The sequence below is a fragment of the Mycolicibacterium sp. XJ879 genome (assembly GCF_053483935.1).
This window is the reverse complement of the sequence record NZ_JBEFTH010000005.1, coordinates 394,149-417,407: the sequence shown is the minus strand read 5'-3', so window position 1 is coordinate 417,407 and position 23,259 is coordinate 394,149. Positions and strand designations below refer to the sequence as shown.

Below are 23,259 nucleotides of genomic sequence, written 5' to 3'. Positions count from 1 at the left end.
GATCAGGACCAGCCCAGTCATGTCGCCGAGCCTACTGGTGTTCGGCTGTTGCCGAGACCGACGTTTCGGCGGGTTTTACTCGCACTTTTCCGCCCAAATGTCCCGTTGGGCGATAATACCCTCAGTTGCGCGTCACGGCGAGGACCGCGTCGGCCAGCTCCGGTCGGCACACCACCAGGTCGGGCAGCAGCGGGTCGGCCTGGTTGTACACCAGCGGCGACCCATCGATACGCGAAGTGTGCAGACCCGCCGCGCGCGCCACCGCCACCGGCGCCGCGGAGTCCCACTCGTACTGGCCCCCGGCATGTACGTACACGTCCGAACGTCCCTGCACTACCGACGCGACTTTGGCGCCCGCCGAACCCATCTCGACCAGTTCGCCGTCGAGCGCGTCGCGCACGGCCAACGCGAGCGCCGGCGGCCGGGTGCGCGACACCACGATCCTCGGCTTGGCCGCCGAGCTTTCCGGCGCACCGACCGTCGGCGTGGCCAGCGTGATGCCTTGCGCCGGAAGCGCAACAGCGCCGGCGACCAGTGCCCCGGATTCCCATAGCGCCACGTGGACCGCCCAGTCGTCGCGCCCCGGCTCGGAGAACTCCCGGGTGCCGTCGAGCGGGTCGACGATCCACACCCGCTCGGCGCTCAGGCGGACCGCATCGTCGGCGCCCTCCTCGGACAGCACCGCGTCACCCGGACATTCCGTGGCCAGCGCCTCCATCAGGTAATCGTGGGAGCGCTTGTCCCCCGCGGCTTTCCGTTCGGCCTGGCTGGCATCGGCGAATTCCTCGCGCACCTTCAGCAGCAACCTGCCCGCGCCGGTGGCCAGTCGCGCGGCGACGCCGTGGTCGCCGCTCACGATTCCTTCTGCTCTTCGCGCAAGCGGCTCATCGCCTGCCTTCCAGGAGTTCGACCACCATGTCCGCGTGCTCGTCGACGCCCTGGTCGGGGGTGAGCCGCAGGTCGGGCTTCTTCGGCCGCTGATACGGGCTATCGATCCCGGTGAAGTGGGTGATCTCACCGGCACGTGCCTTGGCGTACAAGCCTTTCGGGTCGCGCCGCTCGCAGTCCTCGATCGGGGTGTCGCAGAACACCTCGAAGAAGTCGAGGCCGGCTTCGTTGGTCACCCGCCGCGCCAGCGCGCGGTGTTCTTCCAGCGGGCTGATCGCGGGCACCAGCACCACCTGACCGGACTCGGCCAGCAGCGCGGCGACGTGGGCCAGCCTGCGCTGGTTCTCGGCGCGGTCGGCCATCGAGAACCCGAGGTCGGCGTTGAGCCCGTGCCGCAGGTTGTCGCCGTCGAGAACGTATGCCGGAATGCCCTTTTCGAGCAGCTTCTGCTCAACGCGCACCGCGATCGACGACTTGCCCGAGCCGGACAACCCGGTGAACCACACCGTGCGCCCTGTCGAGAGCCGGTCGGTCGCCGTGCACAGCGACTCGTGGCGCACGGTGTTGGGGCTCGAGGTGCGCGACGCCACGTGCGGCAGCACCATGCCGGCCGCCACGGTGCCGTTGGTCGCCGGATCGATCAGGATGAACGACCCGGTGGTCGCGTTACGGCTGTACTCGTCGAGCAGCAGCGGCACGTGGGTGCGCAGCGAAATACGGCCCAGCTCATTGAGTTTCAGTGCGGTCGCGGACTTGTCGCGATGCAGCGTGTTGACGTCGAGCCGGTAGTCCAGCCCCGTCACCTTGACCCGGGTGGTGCGGGTGGTGTGTTTGATCACGTAGTCGCGGCCGGGCTCCAGCGAGGACTGGTCAGCCATCCAGCACACGGTCGCGTCGAATTCCTGGGCCACCCGCGGCTGGTTGTTCGGCCGCGCGATCAGGTCACCGCGCGAGATGTCGAGGTCATCGGTGAGGCTGACCGAAACGGCCATCGGCGGAAACGCTTCCTCGACCGGCCCGCCGGGACCCTCGATCGCCGCGATGCGCGACGACTTGGCCCCCGGCAGCACGACGACCTCGTCCCCTACCTTCATCACGCCGCTGGCCACCGTGCCCGCGTAGCTGCGGTGGTCGCGATGCTCGTGGGTCTGCGGCCGGATCACGTACTGGACCGGGAAGCGGACGTCGACCAGGTTGCGGTCGCCGCCGATGTACACCTCTTCCAGGTGCGTCATCAGCGACGGACCCTCGTACCACGGTGTGTTCTCCGACTTGGTGACGACGTTGTCGCCCAGCAGCGCCGACAACGGAATCGTCGTCACATCGTGGACGTCCAGACGCGCGGCGAACTCGTGAAAATCGTCGCGGATCTTGTCGAATTTGGCCTTGTCCCAGTCGATCAGGTCCATCTTGTTCACCGCGAGCACGATGTGGCGGATGCCCAGCAGCGACGCCAGGAACGCGTGCCGGCGGGACTGCTCGAGCAGGCCGTGGCGCGCGTCGACCAACACGATCGCCAGCTGTGCCGTCGAGGTCCCGGTGACCATGTTGCGCGTGTACTGGATGTGGCCAGGGGTGTCGGCGATGATGAACTTGCGCTTGGGCGTTGCGAAGTAGCGGTACGCGACGTCGATGGTGATGCCCTGCTCGCGTTCGGCGCGCAGGCCGTCGGTCACCAGGGCGAGGTCGGTGTAGTCGTGTCCGCGTTCCTTGGAAGTCCGCTCGACGGAAGCCAATTGGTCTTCCATGACGGCCTTGGAGTCGAACAGCAGCCGCCCGATGAGCGTGGACTTACCGTCGTCGACGGAGCCGGCCGTGGCGATCCGGAGCAGGGTGGCAGACGGGAGCGCGACAGTGGCCGCGGCGTGCTGCGTATCGGTGGTGGTCATCAGAAGTAGCCCTCGCGCTTGCGGTCTTCCATACCGGCTTCCGAGATGCGGTCGTCGGCGCGGGTCGCGCCGCGTTCGGTCAGCCGCGACACCGCCGTCTCGGCGATCACCTCAGCCACCGTAGCCGCCGTGGATTCCACGCAGCCGGTGCAGGTGACATCGCCGACGGTGCGGAACCGGACGGTCTTCTCGACGATCTCCTCGTCGTCGTGGGGCTGCAGATGCCGGTGCACGGCCAGCCACATCCCGTCGCGCTTGAACACCTTGCGCGGGTGCGCGTAGTAGATCGATGGCAGCTTGACGTTCTCTGCGCCGATGTAGGACCAGATGTCGAACTCGGTCCAGTTCGACAGGGGGAACACCCGGATGTGCTCGCCTTTGTGGTGGCGCCCGTTGTAGAGGTTCCACAGTTCGGGTCGCTGCGCCTTGGGATCCCACTGGCCGAACTCGTCACGGAAGGAGAACACCCGTTCCTTGGCGCGGGCTTTCTCCTCGTCGCGGCGGGCGCCACCGAACGCGGCGTCGAACCTGTTCTCCCGGATGCCGCGCAGCAGCGTCACGGTTTGCAGCGGGTTGCGCGACGAGCCGTTCTCCACGACCCGGCCCGCGTCGATGTCGTCCTGCACCTTCGCCACGACCAGGCGCACCCCGTGCTCGGCGACGAGTTCGTCACGGGTCTGCAGTACCTCGTCGAAGTTGTGGCCGGTGTCCACGTGCATCACCGGAAACGGCAGCCGGCCGGGTTTGAACGCCTTCATCGCCAGGTGCAGCATCACGATGGAGTCCTTACCGCCGGAGAACAGCAGCACGGGCCGCTCGAACTCCGCGGCCACCTCTCGGAAGATGTGGATGGCCTCGGCCTCCAGGGCCCGCAGGTGGCTGAGCTCGTAGCGGCCCGCGCTGGCGCGCTCGGTCTCGTCGATGACGGTCATCATTTCCTCGTAAAGTTGGTTGAAATGACCATATTTACGATCATTACCCGACATTAGACACCCGGGCCATCACGGGTGTCAACGCGGGGTGCGCCAACTGTTGCGCGAGTGTGCGTGTCCGCGCCGGACACGCCGCGATATTCTGAGAGTTCGTGCACGCTCGACCGCCACGTGGGCAGGGAAACCTGTTGCCGCACGCTTACATGTGAGGTAGGTGAGCCGGTCGGAATTCCGCCGATACTCGAGCTGTGAGCACCGCTACCCCGCCGCGAACCGGCGCCGACGTCATGGCACAGTTCCTCCCCCAGTCTCCTCCCCCAGTCTCCGTTCGTGGCCACGCTCGGGATCGTCGCCGAGCAATTCGCGGGTGAGGAGGCGCGGCTGCGGCTGCCATGGGATCCGTCCAATGCGACGGTCTCGGACATGGTGCACGGCGGCGCGATCGCATCGCTCGCCGACGTCGCGGTGATGGCGGCGGCGTGGGCGCAGGCCGAACTGCCCGACTCGCTGCGCGGCGTGACGACCTCGATGTCGGTGCACTTTCTGGCCCCGGCGCGGCAATGCGATCTGCTCTCGATCGGGCGGGTACTGCGCCGCGGGCAGGCACTGGTCGACTGCGAGGTCGACATCGTCGACACTGACGGCGGGCCGGCGGCAAAGGGCGATCGCGACTTACGAGATCGGATAGCGCGCGTTCGTCTTGGCGTGAGCGTGCGCAAACTCTCGAAAACTCGCGGCGTGTCGGGCGTAACACGCACACTCGCGCCAAAGAAGTTACAACCTGACCTCGTTGAGCTTTCCGGTCGCGACGTCGAAGACGAAGCCGCGCACCGATTCGTGCAGGGTGACGAACGGGCTGGCCTCGATTCGGCGCAGCGACTGACGCACATCCTCGGCCGGATCGGGGAACGATTCCGGCGCCCACCCGGGCTTGATGCCGGTCTCCTCCTGGATCGACCGCTTGAACTCGTCGTCGGTGAACGTCAGCATCCCGCAGTCGGTGTGGTGGATCAGGATGATCTCCCTGGTGCCGAGGAGCCGCTGGCTGATCGCCAGGGAGCGGATCTCGTCGTCGGTGATCACACCGCCGGCGTTGCGGATGACGTGCGCCTCGCCGTCGCCTATGCCGAGCATCGCGTAGACATTGAGGCGGGCATCCATACACGCCACGATCGCCACATGCTTGCTGGGTGGCATCGGCAACGGACCCGAGAAGGTCTTCGCGTATTCCTCGTTGTTCTTCAGGTACTCATCGATCACGGACACAGTTGGACTCTAACCCGGTGGTGGGGCGCTGCGGCCGGATTGGATCACGTGGATCGAGTGAGGTCATACACGGTGGTGCCAGCGACATCGATCGGGGTGAAGTTCATCTGCACCCATGTCTCGATCTCGTGCGCACTTCCCGACCGGGGGCCGGGTGGGCGGTCGTGGTGGTCGGCGATGAAATAACGCACCTGGTTGTCGGCGGCGAAGCTCTGAAACTGTGCGAGGGTCGGCCAATTGTCGGCACCGGTGAAGCCGCCGATCGCCATCACGGAGGCACCCGTTTTCAGCTCGAGACTGCCCGCCGTCATCGACCCGACAGTCGCAGCCGCCCAACGTGTCCGCGCGCTCCGGATCATGTCCGCCAGTGCCGGGTTGACGACAGCGCCGGTTGGCTCGCCGGGACCGGGAAACCGGGGCGTGTCGTCACTGCGGCTGTGGCTGCCGCTCGGCCCCGCCATCGCCATCGGACCGACGTGAGTATTGGCCACCGTCGCCACCGTGTACGCACCGCCACCTGCGACACCGAAAAGAACTGCCGCTGCACCCAATCCGACGGTCATGCGACCAAGCCGGTGGGCACCCAGAACCAGCACCAACGCCGTGGCGATCGATCCCGACAACACGATCCAACGCAACACAGGCCACCAGTCGGGTGTTTGGTTCAACAACCCGAACGTCCAGGTCCCCGTCGCGGAGGACATCAGAGCCAACACTGTCCGTGGCGCCAGAGAGTCCCTGTCGCGCCACAGCTCTCGCACCGATATCCCGACCAGCGCTGCCACGGCCGGTGCCAGCGCGACCGTGTAGTAGGGGTGGATGATGCCGTCCATGAAGCTGAACACCACCGCGGTCACCAGCAGCCAGCCGCCCCACAGCAGTAGCGCGGCGCGCACGGCCGAGGCCCGTGCGGCACCGCGGGTGAACCACAGGCCGGCGACCAGCCCGATCAGTGCTGCGGGCAACAGCCACGAGGCCTGGGCGCCCATCGATTCGCCGAACATCCTGCCGATGCCCGGTTCACCGCCGAAAAACAGATTGCCCGGCCCTCCCGGCCCGCTACCCGGCCCTCCCGGCCCTCCCGGAGGGCCATCGCCCGGTCCCTGCCCGCCGATAACCCGCTCGATTCCGTTGTAGCCCAACGCCAGCTGCAGCAGGCTGTTGTCCGTCGAACCGCCGATATACGGTCGCGACCCGGCGGGCCACAGCTCGACCAGCGCGATGTACCACCCCGCGGAGACCACCATCGCGACGGCGCCGAGGGCCAGCTTGCCGATGCGCTGCCACAGGCCCACCGGCGCCGCCACGAGAAACGCCAGCGCCAGACCGGGTACGACGAGAAATGCTTGCATCATCTTGGTGAGGAAGGCGAAGCCGAGCGCACAGCCGGCCAGCACAATCCACCGGTTGCCGGCATTTTCGATCGCTCGCACCGTGCAGAACGCCGCCACCACGAGAAGCAGCACCAGCAGCGCGTCGGGGTTGTTGAACCGGAACATCAACGCGGCGACCGGCGTCAACGCCAACGCGGCGCCGGCGATCAGGCCAGCGGCCGGGCCGCTCACCCGGCGCACCGCCGCGTACAGCACCGCGACCGACCCGACGCCCATCAACGCCTGTGGCACCAACATGGTGAACGCGCTGAAACCGAACAGCCTGCCGGACAACGCCATCACCCACAGCGCCGCGGGTGGCTTGTCGACGGTGATCGCGTTGCCGGCATCCAGTGAGCCGAAAAGCCAGGCCTTCCAGTCCTGGGTGCCGGCCTGGACGGCGGCGGCGTAGTAGTTGTTGGCCCAGCCGGATGAGCCGAGGCCCCACAGGTACAGCACCGCGGTCGCCACGAGCAGGGCGACCAAGCCCGGGCGCACCCAACGGGCGGTTTCCGTTCGTGTGCCGGAGACGGCGGGTCGCGCGTCGGCGGTCAATATCATCGAAAGTTCCTTTTTGTCAACGGGTCCGGTGCGGATGGAACACCCAGCCGCGCAACAGCACGAACCGGACCAGCGTCGCCACCAGGTTGGCCGCCACTAGCACCGTCAGCTCGATCAGATCATGCGGTTCGGGCACGACCGCGTGCAGAACGGCGAGCGATGAGCTGGTGATGACAAGGGCGATCGCGAACACGATCAGGCCTTCGACCTGGTGGCGAGTCATCCTTCGCAGCCCGCCGATCCCGAACGTGAACCGCCGGTTGGCGGCGGTGTTGCCGATCGCGGTGACAAGCAGCGCGATCAGGTTGGCCAGCTGGCCACCGCACCAGCCTTGCAGGAGCAGGAACAGTACGACGTAGGCGGCCGTGGAGACGACGCCGACGGCCCCGAATCTCACGACCTGGCGGAACAATGAGCGCGCAGGCTCGCCGGCCGCACCGAGCTGGGCGGCGATGGTGTGCACCGGCACCGAGCCGTCGGCGAACCCGCGCACCAGCCGGGCGATCCCGCGGAGGTCGGCGGCCGCAGTGGCCAGGATGTCGACACGACTGTCCGGGTCGTCCACCCAGTCGACCGGCACCTCGTGGATGCGCAGCCCGCTGCGTTCAGCGAGCACTAGCAGTTCGGTGTCGAAGAACCAGCCGGTGTCGACGACGTGCGGCAGCAGTGGCCGCGCGACATCGGCGCGGATCGCCTTGAACCCGCACTGCGCATCCGAGAAGCCGGCCGCCAGTGTGGATTTGAGGATCAAGTTGTAGCAGCGAGAGATGGCCTCGCGCTTCAATCCTCGTACCACCCGGGCGCCGCGGCCCAGCCGGGTGCCGATCGCGAGGTCGGAGTGGCCGGAGATCAGCGGCGCCACCAGCGGCGCGAGCGCGTTCAGATCGGTCGACAAGTCGACGTCCATGTACGCCAGTACCTGCGCGTCGGAATCGGACCACACCGCGTGCAGTGCGCGGCCGCGACCCTTCTGCTCGAGCCGCACCACCCGCACGTCTTCGAGTACATCCGCCAACTCAGCGGCCAGACGCGCCGTGCCATCGTCGCTGGCGTTGTCCGCAATCGTGATACGCGCGGCAAACGGAAAGTCGTCCTGTAGATGCCGGTGCAACCGGTGCACCGAAGCGACCAGGGTGGTCTGCTCGTTGTACACCGGGATCACGACGTCCAGCACCGGTGCGCCCGCCGCACGCGCGGCCGCTGCGGCGTTGGGTCGGGATTCGAAACGTGAGCGCTCGGAGGCCGGCCCGTCCAGGGCGATATCTGTCATGGCACTAATGGTCGAGGCGCAGGTTTTGTCCCACGTTGGCCCAACCTGTGTGTGCGCTATGAGTTCGGGTGCGTGCGGCCAACGCGGCAGGAGACTCCTTGGTTTTTACGTCTGCTCGGCACAGTTAGTACGGCAACGTCACCACAAACCGCGTATCACCGGGGACGCTGTGCACCGCGATGCGACCCTGGTGGGCCTTCACGACGGCCGCGACGATTGCCAGTCCCAGCCCCGTGCTCCCGCCGCGCCGGGATCGCGAAGAGTCACCACGCGCGAACCGCTCGAAGATCTCCGGCTGCAGCCAGTCCGGGATGCCTTGGCCGTCGTCGGCCACCGTCACCACCGCGGAACCGTCCGTGACGGTCAGCGACGTGGTGACCGAGGTACCCGCCGCAGTATGCAGCCGGGCGTTGGCGAGCAGGTTGGCGAGGACCTGGTGCAACCGGGCCTCGTCGCCGACGGTGAGGACCGGTTGGTCCGGCAGGTCCAGCAACCACCGGTGCTCTGGGCCTGCCACGTGGGCGTCACTGACCGCGTCGGCGATCAGGCGCGACAGGTCCACCGGTTCCCGCTGCAGTGGCCGACCGGTGTCGAGCCGGGCCAGCAGCAGCATGTCTTCCACGAGCTGAGTCATCCGCCGCGCCTCGGACTCCACCCGGCCCATCGCGTGTGCGACGTCCTCGGGCACGTCGTCGCGCCTGCGTTGCGCCAGCTCGGTGTAACCCCGGATGGCGGCTAGCGGGGTGCGTAACTCGTGGCTAGCGTCGGCGACGAACTGACGCACCCGCGTCTCGCTGGCGTGCCGCGCCGACAACGCCGACGCGATGCGGTCCAACATCCGGTTCAGCGCCGACCCCAGTTGCCCCACTTCGGTGTGCGCGGCGGCCGGATCGACCTCGACGATCGGCGTCGGCAGCCGCACCTCGCCGCGGTCGAGCTCGAGGTCGGCCACCTGCGCGGCCGCATCCGAAACCCGTGCCAGCGGCGCCAGTTGGCGACGGATGATCAAGATCCCCGCCGTCGTGCCTCCGACCAGCGCCAACGCACCCACCACGCAGAAGATCAACACCACCGTCAGCAACGTGGAGTCGACGTCGGAGGTGGGCAACCCGGTCACGATCGTCTGTCCGGGGCGATGCGCAGGCATGGCGATGACGCGGTAGCGGCCGAGTCCGTAGAGCTCGACGGTGGTCGGCGTGTCGTCGGGCGCGACGCGCGCCAGCTGTTGCGTTGCCTGCGTGCTGATCGGGGCACGTGTGCCGTCTGCGGTGATGACGGCCGCGTCGACGGGCGCGCCTCGCGAGACGACCGCACCGACCGTCCGCGCAGCCTGACCGGGCGCGTTGAGAAAGGCGGGTCCCGGGCCACGGTCGTCGCGGGGGATCATCCGTCGCGGAAGCCCGGGCGGGTGGGGAAACGCCGGCGGGGGTGGGCCCAGTTGGAAGATGTCCGCGGAGCGACGGCCGGTTTCCGCCAGCTGCGCGTCGAGCTGGTTGGTCAGGAAGTGTTGCAGCGCGGTGACGGTGCCCACTCCGATTGCGGCACACACCACGGCTAGCAACATGATCTGGGTGGCCAGCAGCCGTGCCCGTAGCGACCATGTCCGCGGCGTGCGATGCCGCATCAACCGTCGCTCAACGGGCGGGTTTGAGGACATACCCGGCACCACGCAGGGTGTGGATCATCGGCTCGCGCCCGCTGTCGATCTTCTTGCGCAGATACGAGATGTACAGCTCAACGATGTTGGACCGGCCGCCGAAGTCATAGCTCCACACCCGGTCGAGGATCTGTGCCTTGCTCAGCACCCGCTTGGAGTTGCGCATCAGGAACCGCAGCAGCTCGAATTCGGTGGCGGTCAAGGAGATCAGGTCACCGTCGCGGGTCACCTCGTGGCTGTCCTCGTCGAGCACCAGGTCGCCGACGACGATCTGGGCCCCGCCCGTTTCACTGGCCACCCCGGTGCGGCGCAGCAACGCCCGCAGCCTCAGCACCACCTCTTCGATGCTGAACGGCTTGGTCACGTAGTCATCACCGCCCGCGGTAAGGCCCGCGATGCGGTCCTCGACGGAATCTCTCGCGGTGAGCAATAACAGCGGCAGCCCGGGGAGCTGCTCGCGCAGCCGGCACAGGACATCGAGGCCGCTCATGTCGGGCAGCATCACGTCGAGCACCACGACATCGGGCGGGTTCTGGCGGGCGGACGCGATGGCGCTGGCTCCGTCGCCGGCCGTGAGGGTCTCCCACCCCTCGTAGCGCAACGCCATCGACACCAGATCGGCCAGCACCGGCTCGTCGTCGACCACCAGCACGTGGATGGGTTCCCCGTCTGCCCGACGCATGACGATGCGCTCGTTGACGGAGCCGTCTGCAGCTGGCACGGCTTCATTATTCGCACGGCGCATGGGTGGTGGCTGAGCGTTTCCTATGTGCCGGCTGTGAATCTACTCGGCGGGTTCCTGCCCGATCGTCGACGGCGGCGTGGTGATCGACGGTGTCGCGACCGACGTCACCGGCGCCCGCGGCGCTGGGGCCTCCGTGCTGGTCTCGCCCAGCGTGGCCTGCGGCGTGGTCGTCGCGGGTTGAAGCGGCAACGGTTCTGCGGCGCTGGTCTGCTCCGCCGCGACGGTGAGCGCACCCATGCTCAGCAAGGCGGCCGCCCCGACCGCCGCGGATACGACTTTGATCTGCTTCGCGCTCACCTGACACCTCCGATCTCCTGCGCTACGAATAGCCCAAGCCGGTCCAGGTCAAACGCCGTCGCACGCCGCGTCGCACCGCCAGTACCCCGCCCATCTCCTAACCTGTGCGTCATGGCGCGGACCGACGGAGCGACCGCATGACGCGGTATCTGGCCCGTCGGCTGCTGAACTATGTCGTGCTGCTGGTCCTGGCGTCGTTTCTGACGTTCGGGTTGGCCTCGGTGGCCTTCAACCCGTTGGAGAACCTGCTGCAGCGGAACCCGCGTCCGCCGCAGGCCGTGATCGACAACAAGCGGCTCGAGCTGAACCTCGACAAGCCGATACCCGTGCGCTACGTGCACTGGGCGTCCGGGGCGATCCGCGGCGACTTCGGCACCACGATCGGCGGGCAGCCGGTCACCGACGAACTGTGGCGGCGCATCGGGGTCAGCCTGCGCCTGGTGGTCATCGGGTCGGTGTTCGGGGCGGCCATCGGGGTCATCGCCGGCGCGTGGAGCGCGATCCGGCAGTACCAGATGAGCGACCGCGTCATCACGCTGTTGTCGTTTCTGCTCATCAGCACGCCGACATTCGTGTTGGCGCCGCTGTTGATGCTGTCGGCGGAGCGGGTCAACAGCCTGGTCGGGTTTCAGTTGTTCGAATACATCGGCGAGACGTCGCCGAACGCCATCGTCGGTACGTGGAACCAGATCCTCGACCGGCTACAGCATCTGGTGTTGCCGTCGGTCACGCTGGCGCTCACCGCAATCGCCGGTTACAGCCGCTACCAACGCAACGCGATGCTCGACGTGCTGGGCCAGGATTTCATCCGCACCGCCCGCGCCAAGGGGCTGACCCGGCAGCAGGCGCTGTTCAAACACGGGCTGCGCACCGCGTTGATCCCGATGGCCACGCTGTTCGCCTACAGCGTCGCCGGACTGTTCACCGGCGCGGTGTTCGTCGAGATGATCTTCGGCTGGCACGGCATCGGTGAATGGTTCGTGCACGGCGTCAACACCCAAGACACCAACATCACCGTCGCGATCACGGTGTTCGCCGGGGTGATCGTGCTGGTGGCCGGGGTGCTCTCCGACATCATCCTGGCCGCCCTCGACCCGAGGGTGCGGGTGCGATGACCGAATCCGGTGTGGACATGCGCAGGTTCGCCTCGCGGCGCGTCCTGGTGTGGCGCCGCTTCCTGCGCAACAAGGCCGCCGTGGTATCGCTGGTGCTGCTCGTGCTGCTGTTCATCGGCTGTTACGCCCTGCCGCCCCTGCTGCCGCACAGCTACCACGAACTGGACTACTACGCGCTGCGCCAGCCACCCAGCCTCGAGCACTGGTTCGGCACCAACGCGCTGGGCCAGGACCTGCTGGCGCAAACGCTTCGCGGCATGCAGAAGTCGATGCTCATCGGGGTCTGCGTGGCGTTCATCTCGACGGTGATCGCCGCGGCGGTCGGCACGATCAGCGGCTACTTCGGCGGCTGGCGTGACCGCAGCCTGATGTGGATCGTCGACTTGATGCTGGTGGTGCCGAGCTTCCTGCTGATCACGATCGTCGTCCAGCGCACCAGGGGCGACATCGTGTGGATGATCGTGTTGTTGGCCTTGTTCAGCTGGATGATCAGCTCCCGCATCGTGCGGGGTTTGACGATGAGCTTGCGCGACCGCGAATACGTCGCCGCCGCACGGTATATGGGGGTGCGCGACCACCGCATCATCCTGCGTCACATCCTGCCCAATGTCGCATCGATCATCATCATCGACACCGCACTGAACGTGGGTGTGGCCGTGCTGGCCGAAACAGGTTTGAGCTTCCTGGGATTCGGTATCCAGCCGCCCGACGTGTCGCTGGGCACGCTGATCGCCGACGGCACCAAATCGGCGACCACCTTCCCGTGGCTGTTCCTGTTCCCCGCCGGTGTGCTGGTGCTGATCATCTTGTGCGCCAACCTGGTTGGCGACGGGCTGCGCGACGCCCTCGATCCCAGCGCGCAGCCACTGCGGAAGGGCCGGCGCAAGTGAGCCTGCTGCAGGTGCGCGACCTGACCGTCGCGTTTCCGACGGACACCGCCTCGGTGAACGCGGTGCGCGGCATGAACTTCTCCGTCGAGCCGGGCGAAGTGGTGGCTCTCGTCGGTGAATCCGGTGCCGGCAAGTCGGCCACCGCGATGGCAGTCGTCGGGCTGCTGCCCGAATACGCCGAGGTGTCCGGTTCGATCCGGCTGCACGACGACGAGCTGATCGGGCTGCCCGACGCGCGGATGTCGAACATCCGGGGCAAGACCATCGGCACGGTGTTTCAGGACCCGATGTCGGCGTTGACGCCGGTCTACACCGTCGGCGACCAGATCGCCGAGGCGATCACCGTCCACCAGCGCGACACCAGCCGGCGGGCGGCCCGGACCCGTGCGGTCGAGCTTCTCGAGCTGGTCGGCATCGCCCAGCCCGAACAGCGGGCGCGGGCGTTTCCGCACGAGCTGTCCGGCGGTGAGCGCCAACGCGTGGTCATCGCGATCGCCATCGCCAACGACCCCGACCTGTTGATCTGCGACGAGCCGACCACCGCGCTGGATGTCACCGTGCAGCAGCAGATCCTCGAAGTGCTCAAGACCGCGCGCGACGTCACCGGCGCCGGGGTGCTGATCATCACCCACGACCTGGGCGTGGTGGCCGAGTTCGCCGACCGCGCGCTGGTGATGTACGCGGGCCGCGCCGTCGAGGTGGCCTCCGTCGAGGAGCTGTACCGCAACCGCCGGATGCCCTACACCGCCGGGCTGCTCGGCTCGGTACCGCGCCTCGACGCCGCGCAGGGCTCGCGTCTGGTGCCTATACCGGGTGCGCCGCCGTCGCTGGTCGCGCTGCCGCCCGGTTGTCCGTTCACGCCCCGCTGCCCGTTGGCCATCGAGGAGTGCAGCGCCGCCGAACCGGAGCTCGCCGCGGTGAACCCGCAAGCCCCCGATCACCTGGCCGCGTGCATCCGCACCGAACACGTCGTCGGCCGCAGCGCCGCCGAACTCTACGGGGTGTCCACCGAGCCGCCCGCGGTTGAGCCCGCCGAGGACGTACCCGTCGTGCTGCGGGTGCAGGACCTGGTCAAGACCTACAAGCTGACCAAGGGGGTGGTGTTGCGCAGGCAGGTCGGTGAGGTGCGCGCGGTCGACGGTGTCAGCTTCGAGCTGCCGCGCGGCCGCACGCTGGGGATCGTCGGCGAATCCGGGTCGGGCAAGTCGACCACCCTGCACGAGATCCTGGAACTGGCTGCCCCGCAGTCGGGTTCGATCGAGGTGCTCGGGTCCGACGTCGCATCGTTGGATCGGCGGGCGCGTCGGTCCTTGCGCGGGGATCTTCAGGTGGTGTTCCAGGATCCGGTGGCGTCGCTGGACCCGCGGATGCCGGTGTCCGACGTGCTGTCAGAGCCGTTGCGGGCCAACGGCTTCGGCAAGAGCGAGACCGAAGACCGGGTCCGTGAGCTGCTCGATATCGTCGGGTTGCGCGCCCACGACGCCGCCCGGTATCCGGCGGAGTTCTCCGGCGGGCAGAAGCAGCGCATCGGGATCGCGCGGGCGCTCGCGCTGCAACCCAAGATTCTGGCGCTCGACGAACCGGTATCGGCGCTGGACGTGTCGATTCAGGCCGGCATCATCAACCTACTGTTGGACCTGCAGGACCGCTTCGGGCTGTCGTACCTGTTCGTGTCGCATGACCTGTCCGTCGTCAAACACCTCGCCCACCGGGTCGCCGTGATGTACAAGGGCAGCATCGTGGAACAGGGCGACGGTGATCAGGTCTTCACCAACCCCCGCCACGACTACACCCGCAGGTTGCTGGCTGCCGTGCCGCAGCCCGAGGTGAATCGGGGCTAGAGTCGAGCGACATGAAGATCCGACGCTTCGCTGTGGCGACCTTGGCAACTGCGCTGGTGCTGTCCGGCTGTTCCAGCGGCAACGAGGAAGCCCCGTCGGCTGGCGGGGAGGCCGAGGTCGGCACCACCAACGACATCAATCCGCAACCGCGGGAGAACCTGCGCGAGGGCGGAAATCTGCGGCTGGCGCTCAACGACTTTCCGCCGAACTTCAACTCGTTGCATATCGACGGCAACGTCGGTGATGTCGCCTCGCTGATGCGGCCCACGATGCCGCGCGCGTTCCGGATCGCCGCCGACGGTTCGGCGACGGTCAACACCGACTACTTCACCAGCGTCGAGCTGACCAGCACCGACCCGCAGATCGTCACCTACACGATCAACCCCGAAGCGGTGTGGAGCGACGGCACACCGATCACCTGGGAAGACATCAAATTCCAGATCGATGCCACCAGCGGTAAGAGCGATCAGTTCGCCATCGCGGCGACCAACGGCAGCGACCGGGTCGCCTCGGTCGAACGGGGCGTCGACCACCGGCAGGCCGTGATCACGTTCGCCCAACCGTGGGCCGACTGGCAGGGCATGTTCGCCGGCACCAGCGTGCTGACGCCGAAGAGTACGACGGCCACCCCGGAAGCGTTCAACACCGGCCAACTGGACCGTCCTGGCCCGTCGGCCGGCCCGTTCATCATTTCCGAGCTCGACCGCGGCGCCAAGCGAATCACGTTGACCCGCAACCCGAAATGGTGGGGTGCGCCGCCGCTGCTGGACCGCATCACCTTCCTGGTGCTCGACGATGCCGCGCGCATACCTGCGTTGCAGAACAACACCATCGACGCCACCGGCCTGGCCACGCTCGACGAGATGGAGATCGCCCGGCGCACCGCCGATATCGCGATCCGGCGCGCACCGGGGCTGGCCTGGTACCACTTCACGTTCAACGGGGCGCCCGGCAAGATCCTGGAAGATCCTGCGCTGCGCCGAGCGATCGCCAAAGGCATCGACCGCGAGACGATCGCCGCGGTGACCATGCGCGGGCTGGCCGACAACCCGGTGCCGCTGAACAACCACATCTTCGTCGCCGGCCAGGAAGGCTACCAGGACAACAGCGGGGTCGTCGCATTCGATCCGGAGCAGGCCAGAAAGGAACTCGACGAGCTGGGTTGGACACTCAACGGGCAGTTCCGCGAGAAGGACGGTCGTCAGTTGGTGATCCGCGACGTGCTGTTCGACTCCCTGGGCACCCGCCAGTACGGGCAGATCGCGCAGAACAACCTGGCTCAGATCGGCGTCAAACTCGAGCTCGACGTCCGACCGGCGGCCGGGTTCTTCACCGACTTCGTCACCGTCGGCAACTTCGACATCGCCCAATTCGCCTGGAGCGGTGACGCGTTCCCGTTGGCGAGCCTGACGCAGATCTACCGCACCGACGCCGAGAGCAACTTCGGCAAGATCAGCAGCCCGGAGATCGACGCGAAGATCGAACAGACGGTCTCAGAACTGGATCCGGACAAGGCCCGCACGCTGGCCAACGAGCTGGACAAGATGCTGTTCGAAGAGGTGTTCAGCCTGCCGCTGACACAGTCGACCGGAAACATCGCCGTGCGAAGCGATTTGGCGAACTTCGGCGCGTTCGGCCTGGCCGACGCGGACTACACGAAGATCGGCTTCATGAAGTAACGCGCTGCGGGGTTTGTGGCGCTGCGCCGGGCAGCGCTGACTCCAGTGCCGTCGCGGCCGCCATACCCCATAGCAGGGCGCGGATGCCCAGCCCGGGCGGTCGCGAATCCAGGGTTGCCGAGCGAGCGGGCAGCCCCCGGGCCCAACCCGCATAGAGGGCGTCGATGATGTCCAATGCCGCCCGTTCGCGCGAGTCCACGATGCTGTGGCCCGCGGTCGCGAGGGTGACCAGCACCGCATCCGGTATCAGCGAGGCGATGCGGCGGGCCACCGCCGGCGGGGTGATCAGGTCGCGGCCACCGCAGACCACCACCGTAGGCCAGCGAAAGTTCGGCATTTCGCTGGCCAGGTCATAGGGTTCGGCGACGAAGTCCGGCGCGCCCAAGGCGTTTTCGCGGTAGGCGACCGCCGAGTCCAGTGGTCGGCCGTCGGGGGCGGCGCCGTAGTTGAGCTCCCGGTAGGCGATGCGGGCCACCAGGTCGGGTTCGTTGCGATACGGCGCCTTGCGGTCGAAGACGAACCGGCCGGCCCGCTCCATGGCGGACCACAGCCGGCGTCGACCCGCGAGTAGCAGATCGAGGTGACGCTCCAGCGGGTCCGGGCCTGCGAACCCGTAGAGCGCGGTGGCGAGGTTTGTGGCGGCAGGCGACAAGAAGCCGTCATCGACGAGTCGGCGCACCTTCGGCGCCAGGTCGGCGGTCTCGGCGGCTTCGCCGTCCCACAGCAGCCGTCGGATCGCGTCGCGCACCACGTGGATATCGGCGGCGGACAGCACCGGCGAGTCGAGCACCGCGGCGATATCGTCGACGACCGAGTCGATGGTGATGGCCTCGGGCGGAAGGTCCGCACCGCTGTCGTCGTGGCGGGACAGCCCGACGCCGCGATGCTCGACCATGATCACGTCCAGCCCGGCGGCCGCGGCGCGACGCCGTAAACCCCGGTACAGCGCCACCGATGCGGCGCCGGGCCCGCCGGGGATGAGCAGCAGCGGATGCGTCGACTTACGGCCGGCGCGCACGTAGTACAGGTCGAAGCGGTCGTCGGCACCGCTACGCACCGGGCGCCGGACCGGACGCACCCCTGGCAGCGCCGCGAGTTTGGCGTGCATCCGCCGGCGCCTGGCGTTCATCGTCATTGCCAATATTGTGCCCCGTCGCCAACCCGGCCCAGGTCAGCGTGACGAACTATGCCGACGCCGCCAACTCGATGTGTTGGGCGCCCTCGATACCGGCGTAGCGCTGCGCGTTACACGTCAACACGATCACCTGACCGTCGCCGCCGACGGCGTTGAACACCGCTCCCATCTTGGCCAGCCGGTCGACGTCGGTGAACCCGAGCGCATCGTCGATCACCACCGGAACGGTGTCCTCGTGGGCCACCAGCGCCGCGCTGGCAAGCCGGGCGACGATGCCCAACTGCTCCTTGGCGCCGCCGGACAACGAGTCGTACGGGACGGTGCGGCCCGACAGCGTGCGGCTGCAAATCCGTAGCGCGCTGTCGATTTCTACCTCGAAGGTGTCGCCGAAGACGATGCGGCCCAATCGTTCCACCTCGGCGCGGAACGGCTCGACGTAGCGAAGCCGCGTCGCGTCGCGGTGCCGGGTGATCACCGAACGCAGCAGTTCTGCGGCGCGCGCCCGGCGGCGGACCCGCTCGTACTCGGTGTGGGCGTGTTCCCGCTCGGTCTCGGCGTCGTCGAGTTGGCTCTTGCGGCCCTGGGTGCCGTAGACCCGCAACTGAGCCGACAGCTCCCGCAGGGTCTCGGCCAACTCGTCATGGCGGGTGCCCAGCTCATCGGCGCGTTGGGTGGCATCACGCAGCGTCGTCGCGACGGTCTCCGGCGCGGTGCCCGTCAGTTCTTCGCCCAACTCCGCGACCAGCCCGGCCGCCCGCTGCGCTTTTTCACCGTGCGTCTCGGCGTTGACGGCCAGCTCGTCGTCGGAGGCCGCCGCCCGCTGCTCGGCCAAACGCTCACGGGCCGCAGCGATTTCGGCCTCGACGGCGGTGAGTTTCTCTCGCAGCGCCGCAGCGCGCACCGTGCGTTCGCCCAGCCGTTTGGCCGCCTCCTCGGCGACCTTGCGGTGTGTTTCGCACTCCGAGACCGCCCGTTGGTAGGCGGCCGACGCGGCGTCGAGTTCGGCACGGACCTGCGCGGCGTCGCGAGATCCGTCCACGTCGGCGCCAGCATGCTCGCCGAGTTCGGCAAGCCGCGACCTCAGCGCATCGGCGGTGTCGTCACCGGTCAGCGCGTCAACGGTGGCGCGCAACCGGTCGCGCTCGGCGGTCAGTTCGCGACGCCGCTGGTGGCGCAGCCGCGCCGTTGCGACATCGTCGACGCCGGCCTTGGCTAGTGCTTCAGCCAAATCCTCTTGGGCGGCAACAAGTTGCGCGCGTGTCTCGGTGGCCGTGGCGCCGGGGACCACTCGCGCGGTGATCACTCCGGGCAGTTCGATGTCGGTCGGCGCGCCGAGGTTCGACGACCATATCGATCCGGCTTGCAAATCGACCGGTTCACCGTCGACGCGTAGCTCGACATCGGCGACCGCCGTGAGCTCCACCCGCGCCGACGTCAACTCGGCTTGCCCCGCCGCGCGTTGCACGGCGACGTCGGCGGCCTCGATCGCACGCATCAGCTCATCGGTCAGCATGTTGTCCACAAGCTCGGTGTGCACCCGCTCGAGGTCGCGCTGCGCCGCGTCGATCTTGGCGATCCGGGTCGTAAGCCGGCCCGCCTCCTCACGATCGGCGAGGGCCTGCACAGCTTGCCTGGCCGCCTCGACGCGGGTCCGGGCGTCTTCCAATGCCGTCCTGGCTTCATCGGCCGCGACGTCAGCGGCCTGCGCCACCTCGGTGGCGGTGGCGTGCTCGTCGGCGGCCTCGGTGACCGAGGCCTGCAGTTCGGCGATCGCGGCGGCGCGCTCGTCGATGTCGGCGCGCAGCCGGCGTCGTTCGGTCACCGCGGTGATCGCGGCCTGATGCGCGGCGTCGGTCGCCGCGGCCACCAGCTCGGCTTCCTTGAGTTGCCGCGTCAGCTCGGCGACGGCCTCCGCGGCCTGCTGCGCCGCGGCGAGCCGCTTTGCCGCCTCAGCACGTTGCACAGCGGCCCGGCCGAGGTTTTCGGTCAACTCGTTATGGCGGCGTAGCGCGTCGTCGACCTCAGCGACCGCGGCCGCGCACCGCGCCAACTCCTGTTCGGCGTCGCGCAACCGGTTGGTCACCGCCGCCCACTCGCCGGTGGGCCTGCCGGTGCGGGTGAAGTAGCGCAGGTACTCCTCCTCGACACGGTCAATCAGCAGCGCCTCGGCGCCCGTCGCCCCGGGCTGCGAGGCGTCCGGCTGCGCCTCGCCGGCGGCCACATCCAGCGCCCGCGACAACGCGTCACAGCCCGACAGGTCCACGGCGGCCGTCGACGTCGACTGCAACACGCGGTGCGCCTGCCACAACCCGGTGTCGACCGTCTCGTCGAGGATGGCCCGCACCCGGTCGTGCGCTTCGTCACCGGTGAGTTGTTCGCGGTGCGGGGCGAACACGGTCAACGCGGTCTCGCAGCGCTTGTGGAACCGCTTGCGGTACTCGAAGCGGTAAGGGCCGGTCGATATTTCGGCCGTGATCTCGGCGCCGACGTCGGCGTGCGTCGGCTTGACCTGTTTGACTTCCTTTTTAGCCGAGCGGTCTTTGGCCTCCAGCAGCAGGTCCAGCGCCTCGATCATCGACGACTTGCCGATCTCGTTGGCGCCGCTGACCACCACGACGCCGCGGTCGGGAAAGTTGATCTCGCGGCGGGTGATCCCGCGGTAGTTCGTCAACACCATGCGGTGCAGCTTCATGCCACTCCCCTATCGGCCAGCCGCAGCAGCAGCGCCAGCGCCGCGCGCGCGTCGTCGGCGGCGGCGCCGTCCGCGCGCGCGGTCGTGACCAACTCGTCGACCGCGGCTGCCGCGAAGCCGCCGATGCCCAAATCGTCGAATTCCCCGTCGGCGGGCACGACCGCGATGTCGGATTGCTTGTCCCACACAGTCAACGCGGCGAACCGCCGCAGGTATTTGTCCAGGCAGGCGTCGAGCGCCGCCTTGTCGGTCACGGTCAGCGATCCGTTCAACGCGATCCGCACGACCGTGCGTTCCTTGTCGGGCAGGCAGTCGAGGTTGATATCGAGGTCGGCCACATCGCGGTTGTTGTCCACCGAACGGCGCAGCGTGACGAACCGCCAGCGGCCCACCTTGTGCGGTTCGACCCGGACCGGATGCGCGGGGTCGTCCTCTTCGACCTCGACCACCAGCACATGCCCCGGATCGGGTTCGATGTCGTCGTAGTTGGTGACCTCCGGCGACCCCGAATACCAGATCCGGCCGGTGGAGCCCACCTGCATCCGAGAGTGCTTGTCGCCCAACGCGACATAGTGCACAGCGCCGCGGTTGACGGCCTCCTCCAGCGCCGCCAGCCGGATCAGCGAAGGCCGGTCCTGGTCGGGCACGTGGATGTCGACGGCGCCGTGCCCGACGACGATCCTGGTCACCCCGTCGGCGGGCAGGTCGGCGAGCACGTCGGCGACGGGGTCGGTGCGCGGAGCCTTGGAGGTCCACGGCGCTGCCACCAGCTGCAACCCGGGCCGCACCTCGTGCACGCCCGCGCGGTCCAGCACCGTCACGTTGTCCGGGCATTCTTGGGTGAACAGCGCACTGGTGTACACCGATGACGCGTCCAGTGGGTCGTGGTTGCCCGGCAGCAGGTACACCGGAATACCGATGGCGCGCATGGCTTCCAGCGACAGGCTCACATCGCGGGGGGCCAGCTGGTTGTGTTCGAACACGTCGCCGGCGACCACCACGAACTCCGCGCCGGTGTCGGCCGCCACCGAGTCGAGGCCGGCCACCACGTCGCGGCGGGCGGCCGAATACCGGGGCTGTGCCTCACCGTTGAGGAAGTAGCGGGTCATACCAAGCTGCCAGTCGGCGGTGTGCACGAAACGCATCTCGGCTCAGCCCTTCCCCTCGTGGCGCCCTCGGTACTTTCTCTGGGCATCGCGAGTGTATGACCGGGCACCGACAAGTCCGGGGAGGTGCAACGGCATGGCCTACCGTGGGTCGGGTGAGCGACTCCCACCGCACGCTGCTGCTGCTTCGTCACGGCAAGTCGGACTATCCGCCGGGGGTGGACGATCACCAGCGGCCGTTGGCGGCGCGCGGGGTACGCGAGGCCGCGCTGGCCGGCGACTGGCTGCGCGCACACACGCCCGAGATCGATGCGGTGCTGTGCTCGACGGCCGTACGCACCCGCCAGACGCTGCAGCGCACCGGTATCGAGGCGCCCGTCGAATACGTCGACCGGCTCTACGACGCGACCCCCGGCACCGTCATCGGCGACATCAACCGGACGCCGTCACATTTCCCATCCGGCGTGCGGACCCTGCTGGTGGTCGGACACGAGCCGGCGATGTCATCTGTCGCGTTGGGGCTGGCCAGTCCCGACGGCAGCAACAGCGCTGCGGTCGAACACATTTCCACCAAGTTTCCGACCTCGGCGATCGCGGTGCTGCGCACCGAGCAGCCGTGGCCGGAATTGGCGCTCAGTGGTGCGCACCTGGTCGCCTTCCACGTGCCGCGCTAGCGGTTCGTGTGCGTTTAGGCGCGCACACCGCAACACGACGCACACAAATCGCAGGTTAAGCGCGGGTCGCCAGCGTCAGCTCCATCAGCTTCAGCGCCATCTCGCAGGCGTCCATGCCCGGTGACTGCGGGTTGACCCACCACCCGACCACGCCCGCGGCGTCGCTGGCCACCCCGCAGGCGCCGTTCGGATCGTCGGGACGCATCACGATCGAGCGGATACCGGCCACCGACCGGTCTTCGATGCGGTAGTCCAACCGCTGCGCGGTCTCGCGCTCGTTTTCGAGGTCGCCCAGCTCGAACCAGAACCGGGTGATGTCGACCAGCCCCGACGGGTTGAGGGCCTGCCAGCGGCACACCGCGCCGACGAAGGTGCTCTGGATGTCGAGCGGGTCGGCGCCGACGGTCTCGGCGAGGATGTCCTCGGTCAGCACGTCGCACTCCTTGAGCAGGTTCGGGTACTCCCGCTCGGAGGTCTCGTTCCTGGGGACGCCGCCCGATCCGGACTTGGCCGCGGTGCCCTCGACGGTCTGGGTGCACCCGGCCAGCAACGAAAGCCCGGCCAGCGTCACGAAGCACGCGGCTACGGCGCGACGGATTGGGCGGCGTCTCATTCCGAGTTCACAATCGATTGGCGGGTCAGTTCCTTGGCAACATCGCATGGATCGGGAAACGGCTTCTGGATGTAGCTGACCGACCACTCGATGAAGTCGTCACCGAACTGGATGCCGATCTCGCACAGGTTGTTGCCCAGCATCGGGTCCTCGCCCAGCGCAATGAAGCCGTCGTGGCCCTCGATCGTGATGTCTTCCACGCTTGCCCGCGTGAGCTCCTCGGTCTTGCGTTCCCGCCCGATGGGGCTGCCCCGGAACCAGGTGAACGAGAAATGCGGGCCCAGGATGTTGCCGCCGGCCAGCCACTGGCATCCCACCGAGGTCTTGGCGGTGTTGACCAGGCCGGGCACCCGGGTCTGCGCACCGATCTCCTCGTCGCTGACGCCGCCGCACTGCGGAAAGAACGGACCGTGGGAGACGTTCTGCGTCGGCGCCGACGTTTGCGGCACCTCAGGGCCGGTGGGCTCTGAATCCGAGCAGGCGACCAGTGGGCTGATAACCGCAGCCGCCACAGCAAGCCGCAGAAGATTCGCGCGGGTGGTGGGGGTCACGTCATGCACTGTAGCGGCAGCTCATCAGGTCAACCACCGACATCCCCATTGACCTGCGTCGTTCACGGAAGCCCAGGTGTTTCGC

The 23,259-nt window shown here is 67.9% G+C and carries 19 protein-coding genes and 1 pseudogene; 6 read left to right on the top strand and 14 right to left on the bottom strand.

The window, feature by feature from the left end:
* Positions 1-121: 121 nt before the first annotated feature.
* From ABQF13_RS14855 to cysD, 3 genes are read right to left on the bottom strand one after another with little or no spacing between them, the layout of a single operon-like run.
* Positions 122-856 carry a 3'(2'),5'-bisphosphate nucleotidase CysQ gene (locus ABQF13_RS14855; protein WP_448393502.1) on the bottom strand — a complete coding sequence of 245 codons (735 nt, stop codon included), beginning with the start codon at positions 854-856 and terminating at the stop codon, positions 122-124.
* A 28-nt stretch (positions 857-884) separates the two neighbouring features.
* Positions 885-2,777: a sulfate adenylyltransferase subunit CysN gene (gene cysC / locus ABQF13_RS14850; RefSeq protein ID WP_448393501.1), complete on the bottom strand. Its 1,893-nt coding sequence runs from the start codon at positions 2,775-2,777 to the stop codon at positions 885-887.
* The gene (cysD, locus tag ABQF13_RS14845; RefSeq protein ID WP_448393500.1) at positions 2,777-3,763 is read right to left on the bottom strand and encodes a sulfate adenylyltransferase subunit CysD; all 987 of its coding nucleotides are present in this window, start codon (positions 3,761-3,763) and stop codon (positions 2,777-2,779) included. The genes cysC and cysD overlap by 1 nt, the downstream gene beginning before the upstream one ends.
* Positions 3,764-3,996: 233 nt before the next feature.
* On the opposite strand from cysD, the pseudogene ABQF13_RS14840 reads away from it, so the two are divergent.
* Positions 3,997-4,397 (top strand): annotated as a pseudogene (locus ABQF13_RS14840) (PaaI family thioesterase).
* Between the two features lie 86 nt (positions 4,398-4,483).
* On the opposite strand, the gene ABQF13_RS14835 reads toward ABQF13_RS14840, so the two are convergent.
* From ABQF13_RS14835 to ABQF13_RS14810, 6 genes are all read right to left on the bottom strand, one after another.
* Positions 4,484-4,975: a beta-class carbonic anhydrase gene (locus tag ABQF13_RS14835; protein WP_448393499.1), complete on the bottom strand. Its 492-nt coding sequence runs from the start codon at positions 4,973-4,975 to the stop codon at positions 4,484-4,486.
* Between the two features lie 44 nt (positions 4,976-5,019).
* Positions 5,020-6,909 (bottom strand): ArnT family glycosyltransferase, encoded by a 1,890-nt coding sequence (locus tag ABQF13_RS14830; RefSeq protein ID WP_448393498.1) that lies wholly within the window; start codon positions 6,907-6,909, stop codon positions 5,020-5,022.
* Between the two features lie 16 nt (positions 6,910-6,925).
* Positions 6,926-8,179: a bifunctional glycosyltransferase family 2/GtrA family protein gene (locus tag ABQF13_RS14825; protein ID WP_448393497.1), complete on the bottom strand. Its 1,254-nt coding sequence runs from the start codon at positions 8,177-8,179 to the stop codon at positions 6,926-6,928.
* A gap of 124 nt (positions 8,180-8,303) precedes the next feature.
* A complete protein-coding gene (locus ABQF13_RS14820; RefSeq protein WP_448393496.1) occupies positions 8,304-9,836 on the bottom strand; it encodes a sensor histidine kinase in 1,533 nt (510 codons plus the stop codon).
* Entirely contained in the window at positions 9,814-10,518 is a 705-nt protein-coding gene (locus ABQF13_RS14815; RefSeq protein WP_448393584.1) for a response regulator transcription factor, read from the bottom strand. Before ABQF13_RS14815 ends, ABQF13_RS14820 begins: the two co-directional genes overlap by 23 nt.
* A gap of 102 nt (positions 10,519-10,620) precedes the next feature.
* Positions 10,621-10,878, bottom strand: a complete 258-nt coding sequence (locus ABQF13_RS14810) for a hypothetical protein (protein ID WP_448393495.1) — start codon at positions 10,876-10,878, stop codon at positions 10,621-10,623.
* A 137-nt stretch (positions 10,879-11,015) separates the two neighbouring features.
* Here ABQF13_RS14810 and ABQF13_RS14805 point away from each other — a divergent pair, with 137 nt between their 5' ends.
* The 4 genes from ABQF13_RS14805 to ABQF13_RS14790 are packed head-to-tail and all read left to right on the top strand — an operon-like array spanning position 11,016 to position 16,403.
* Complete coding sequence (locus ABQF13_RS14805) at positions 11,016-11,993, top strand: oligopeptide ABC transporter permease OppB (protein WP_448393494.1); 978 nt, start codon at positions 11,016-11,018, stop codon at positions 11,991-11,993.
* Positions 11,990-12,883, top strand: coding sequence for an oligopeptide ABC transporter permease OppC (locus ABQF13_RS14800; protein WP_448393493.1), 894 nt, complete (start codon positions 11,990-11,992; stop codon positions 12,881-12,883). Before ABQF13_RS14805 ends, ABQF13_RS14800 begins: the two co-directional genes overlap by 4 nt.
* The gene (locus ABQF13_RS14795; RefSeq protein ID WP_448393492.1) at positions 12,880-14,724 is read left to right on the top strand and encodes an oligopeptide ABC transporter ATP-binding protein OppD; all 1,845 of its coding nucleotides are present in this window, start codon (positions 12,880-12,882) and stop codon (positions 14,722-14,724) included. Before ABQF13_RS14800 ends, ABQF13_RS14795 begins: the two co-directional genes overlap by 4 nt.
* An 11-nt stretch (positions 14,725-14,735) precedes the next feature.
* Positions 14,736-16,403, top strand: coding sequence for an oligopeptide ABC transporter substrate-binding protein OppA (locus tag ABQF13_RS14790; RefSeq protein WP_448393491.1), 1,668 nt, complete (start codon positions 14,736-14,738; stop codon positions 16,401-16,403).
* On the opposite strand, the gene ABQF13_RS14785 is transcribed toward ABQF13_RS14790, so the two are convergent.
* From ABQF13_RS14785 to ABQF13_RS14775, 3 genes are read right to left on the bottom strand one after another with little or no spacing between them, the layout of a single operon-like run.
* Positions 16,393-17,538, bottom strand: a complete 1,146-nt coding sequence (locus ABQF13_RS14785) for an alpha/beta hydrolase family protein (RefSeq protein ID WP_448393490.1) — start codon at positions 17,536-17,538, stop codon at positions 16,393-16,395. The genes ABQF13_RS14790 and ABQF13_RS14785 overlap by 11 nt on opposite strands.
* Positions 17,539-17,587: 49 nt before the next feature.
* Positions 17,588-20,230: an AAA family ATPase gene (locus tag ABQF13_RS14780; protein WP_448393489.1), complete on the bottom strand. Its 2,643-nt coding sequence runs from the start codon at positions 20,228-20,230 to the stop codon at positions 17,588-17,590.
* Positions 20,227-21,375 carry a metallophosphoesterase family protein gene (locus tag ABQF13_RS14775; RefSeq protein WP_448393488.1) on the bottom strand — a complete coding sequence of 383 codons (1,149 nt, stop codon included), beginning with the start codon at positions 21,373-21,375 and terminating at the stop codon, positions 20,227-20,229. The genes ABQF13_RS14780 and ABQF13_RS14775 overlap by 4 nt, the downstream gene beginning before the upstream one ends.
* 116 nt (positions 21,376-21,491) lie before the next feature.
* Here ABQF13_RS14775 and ABQF13_RS14770 point away from each other — a divergent pair, with 116 nt between their 5' ends.
* Positions 21,492-22,010: a SixA phosphatase family protein gene (locus tag ABQF13_RS14770; protein ID WP_448393487.1), complete on the top strand. Its 519-nt coding sequence runs from the start codon at positions 21,492-21,494 to the stop codon at positions 22,008-22,010.
* Positions 22,011-22,065: 55 nt separating this feature from the next.
* Here the strand turns inward: ABQF13_RS14770 and ABQF13_RS14765 are convergent, their stop codons facing one another.
* Positions 22,066-22,623, bottom strand: a complete 558-nt coding sequence (locus ABQF13_RS14765) for a DUF3558 domain-containing protein (RefSeq protein WP_448393486.1) — start codon at positions 22,621-22,623, stop codon at positions 22,066-22,068.
* Positions 22,620-23,183 (bottom strand): DUF3558 domain-containing protein, encoded by a 564-nt coding sequence (locus tag ABQF13_RS14760; RefSeq protein ID WP_448393485.1) that lies wholly within the window; start codon positions 23,181-23,183, stop codon positions 22,620-22,622. Before ABQF13_RS14760 ends, ABQF13_RS14765 begins: the two co-directional genes overlap by 4 nt.
* Between the last annotated feature and the right edge of the window lie 76 nt (positions 23,184-23,259).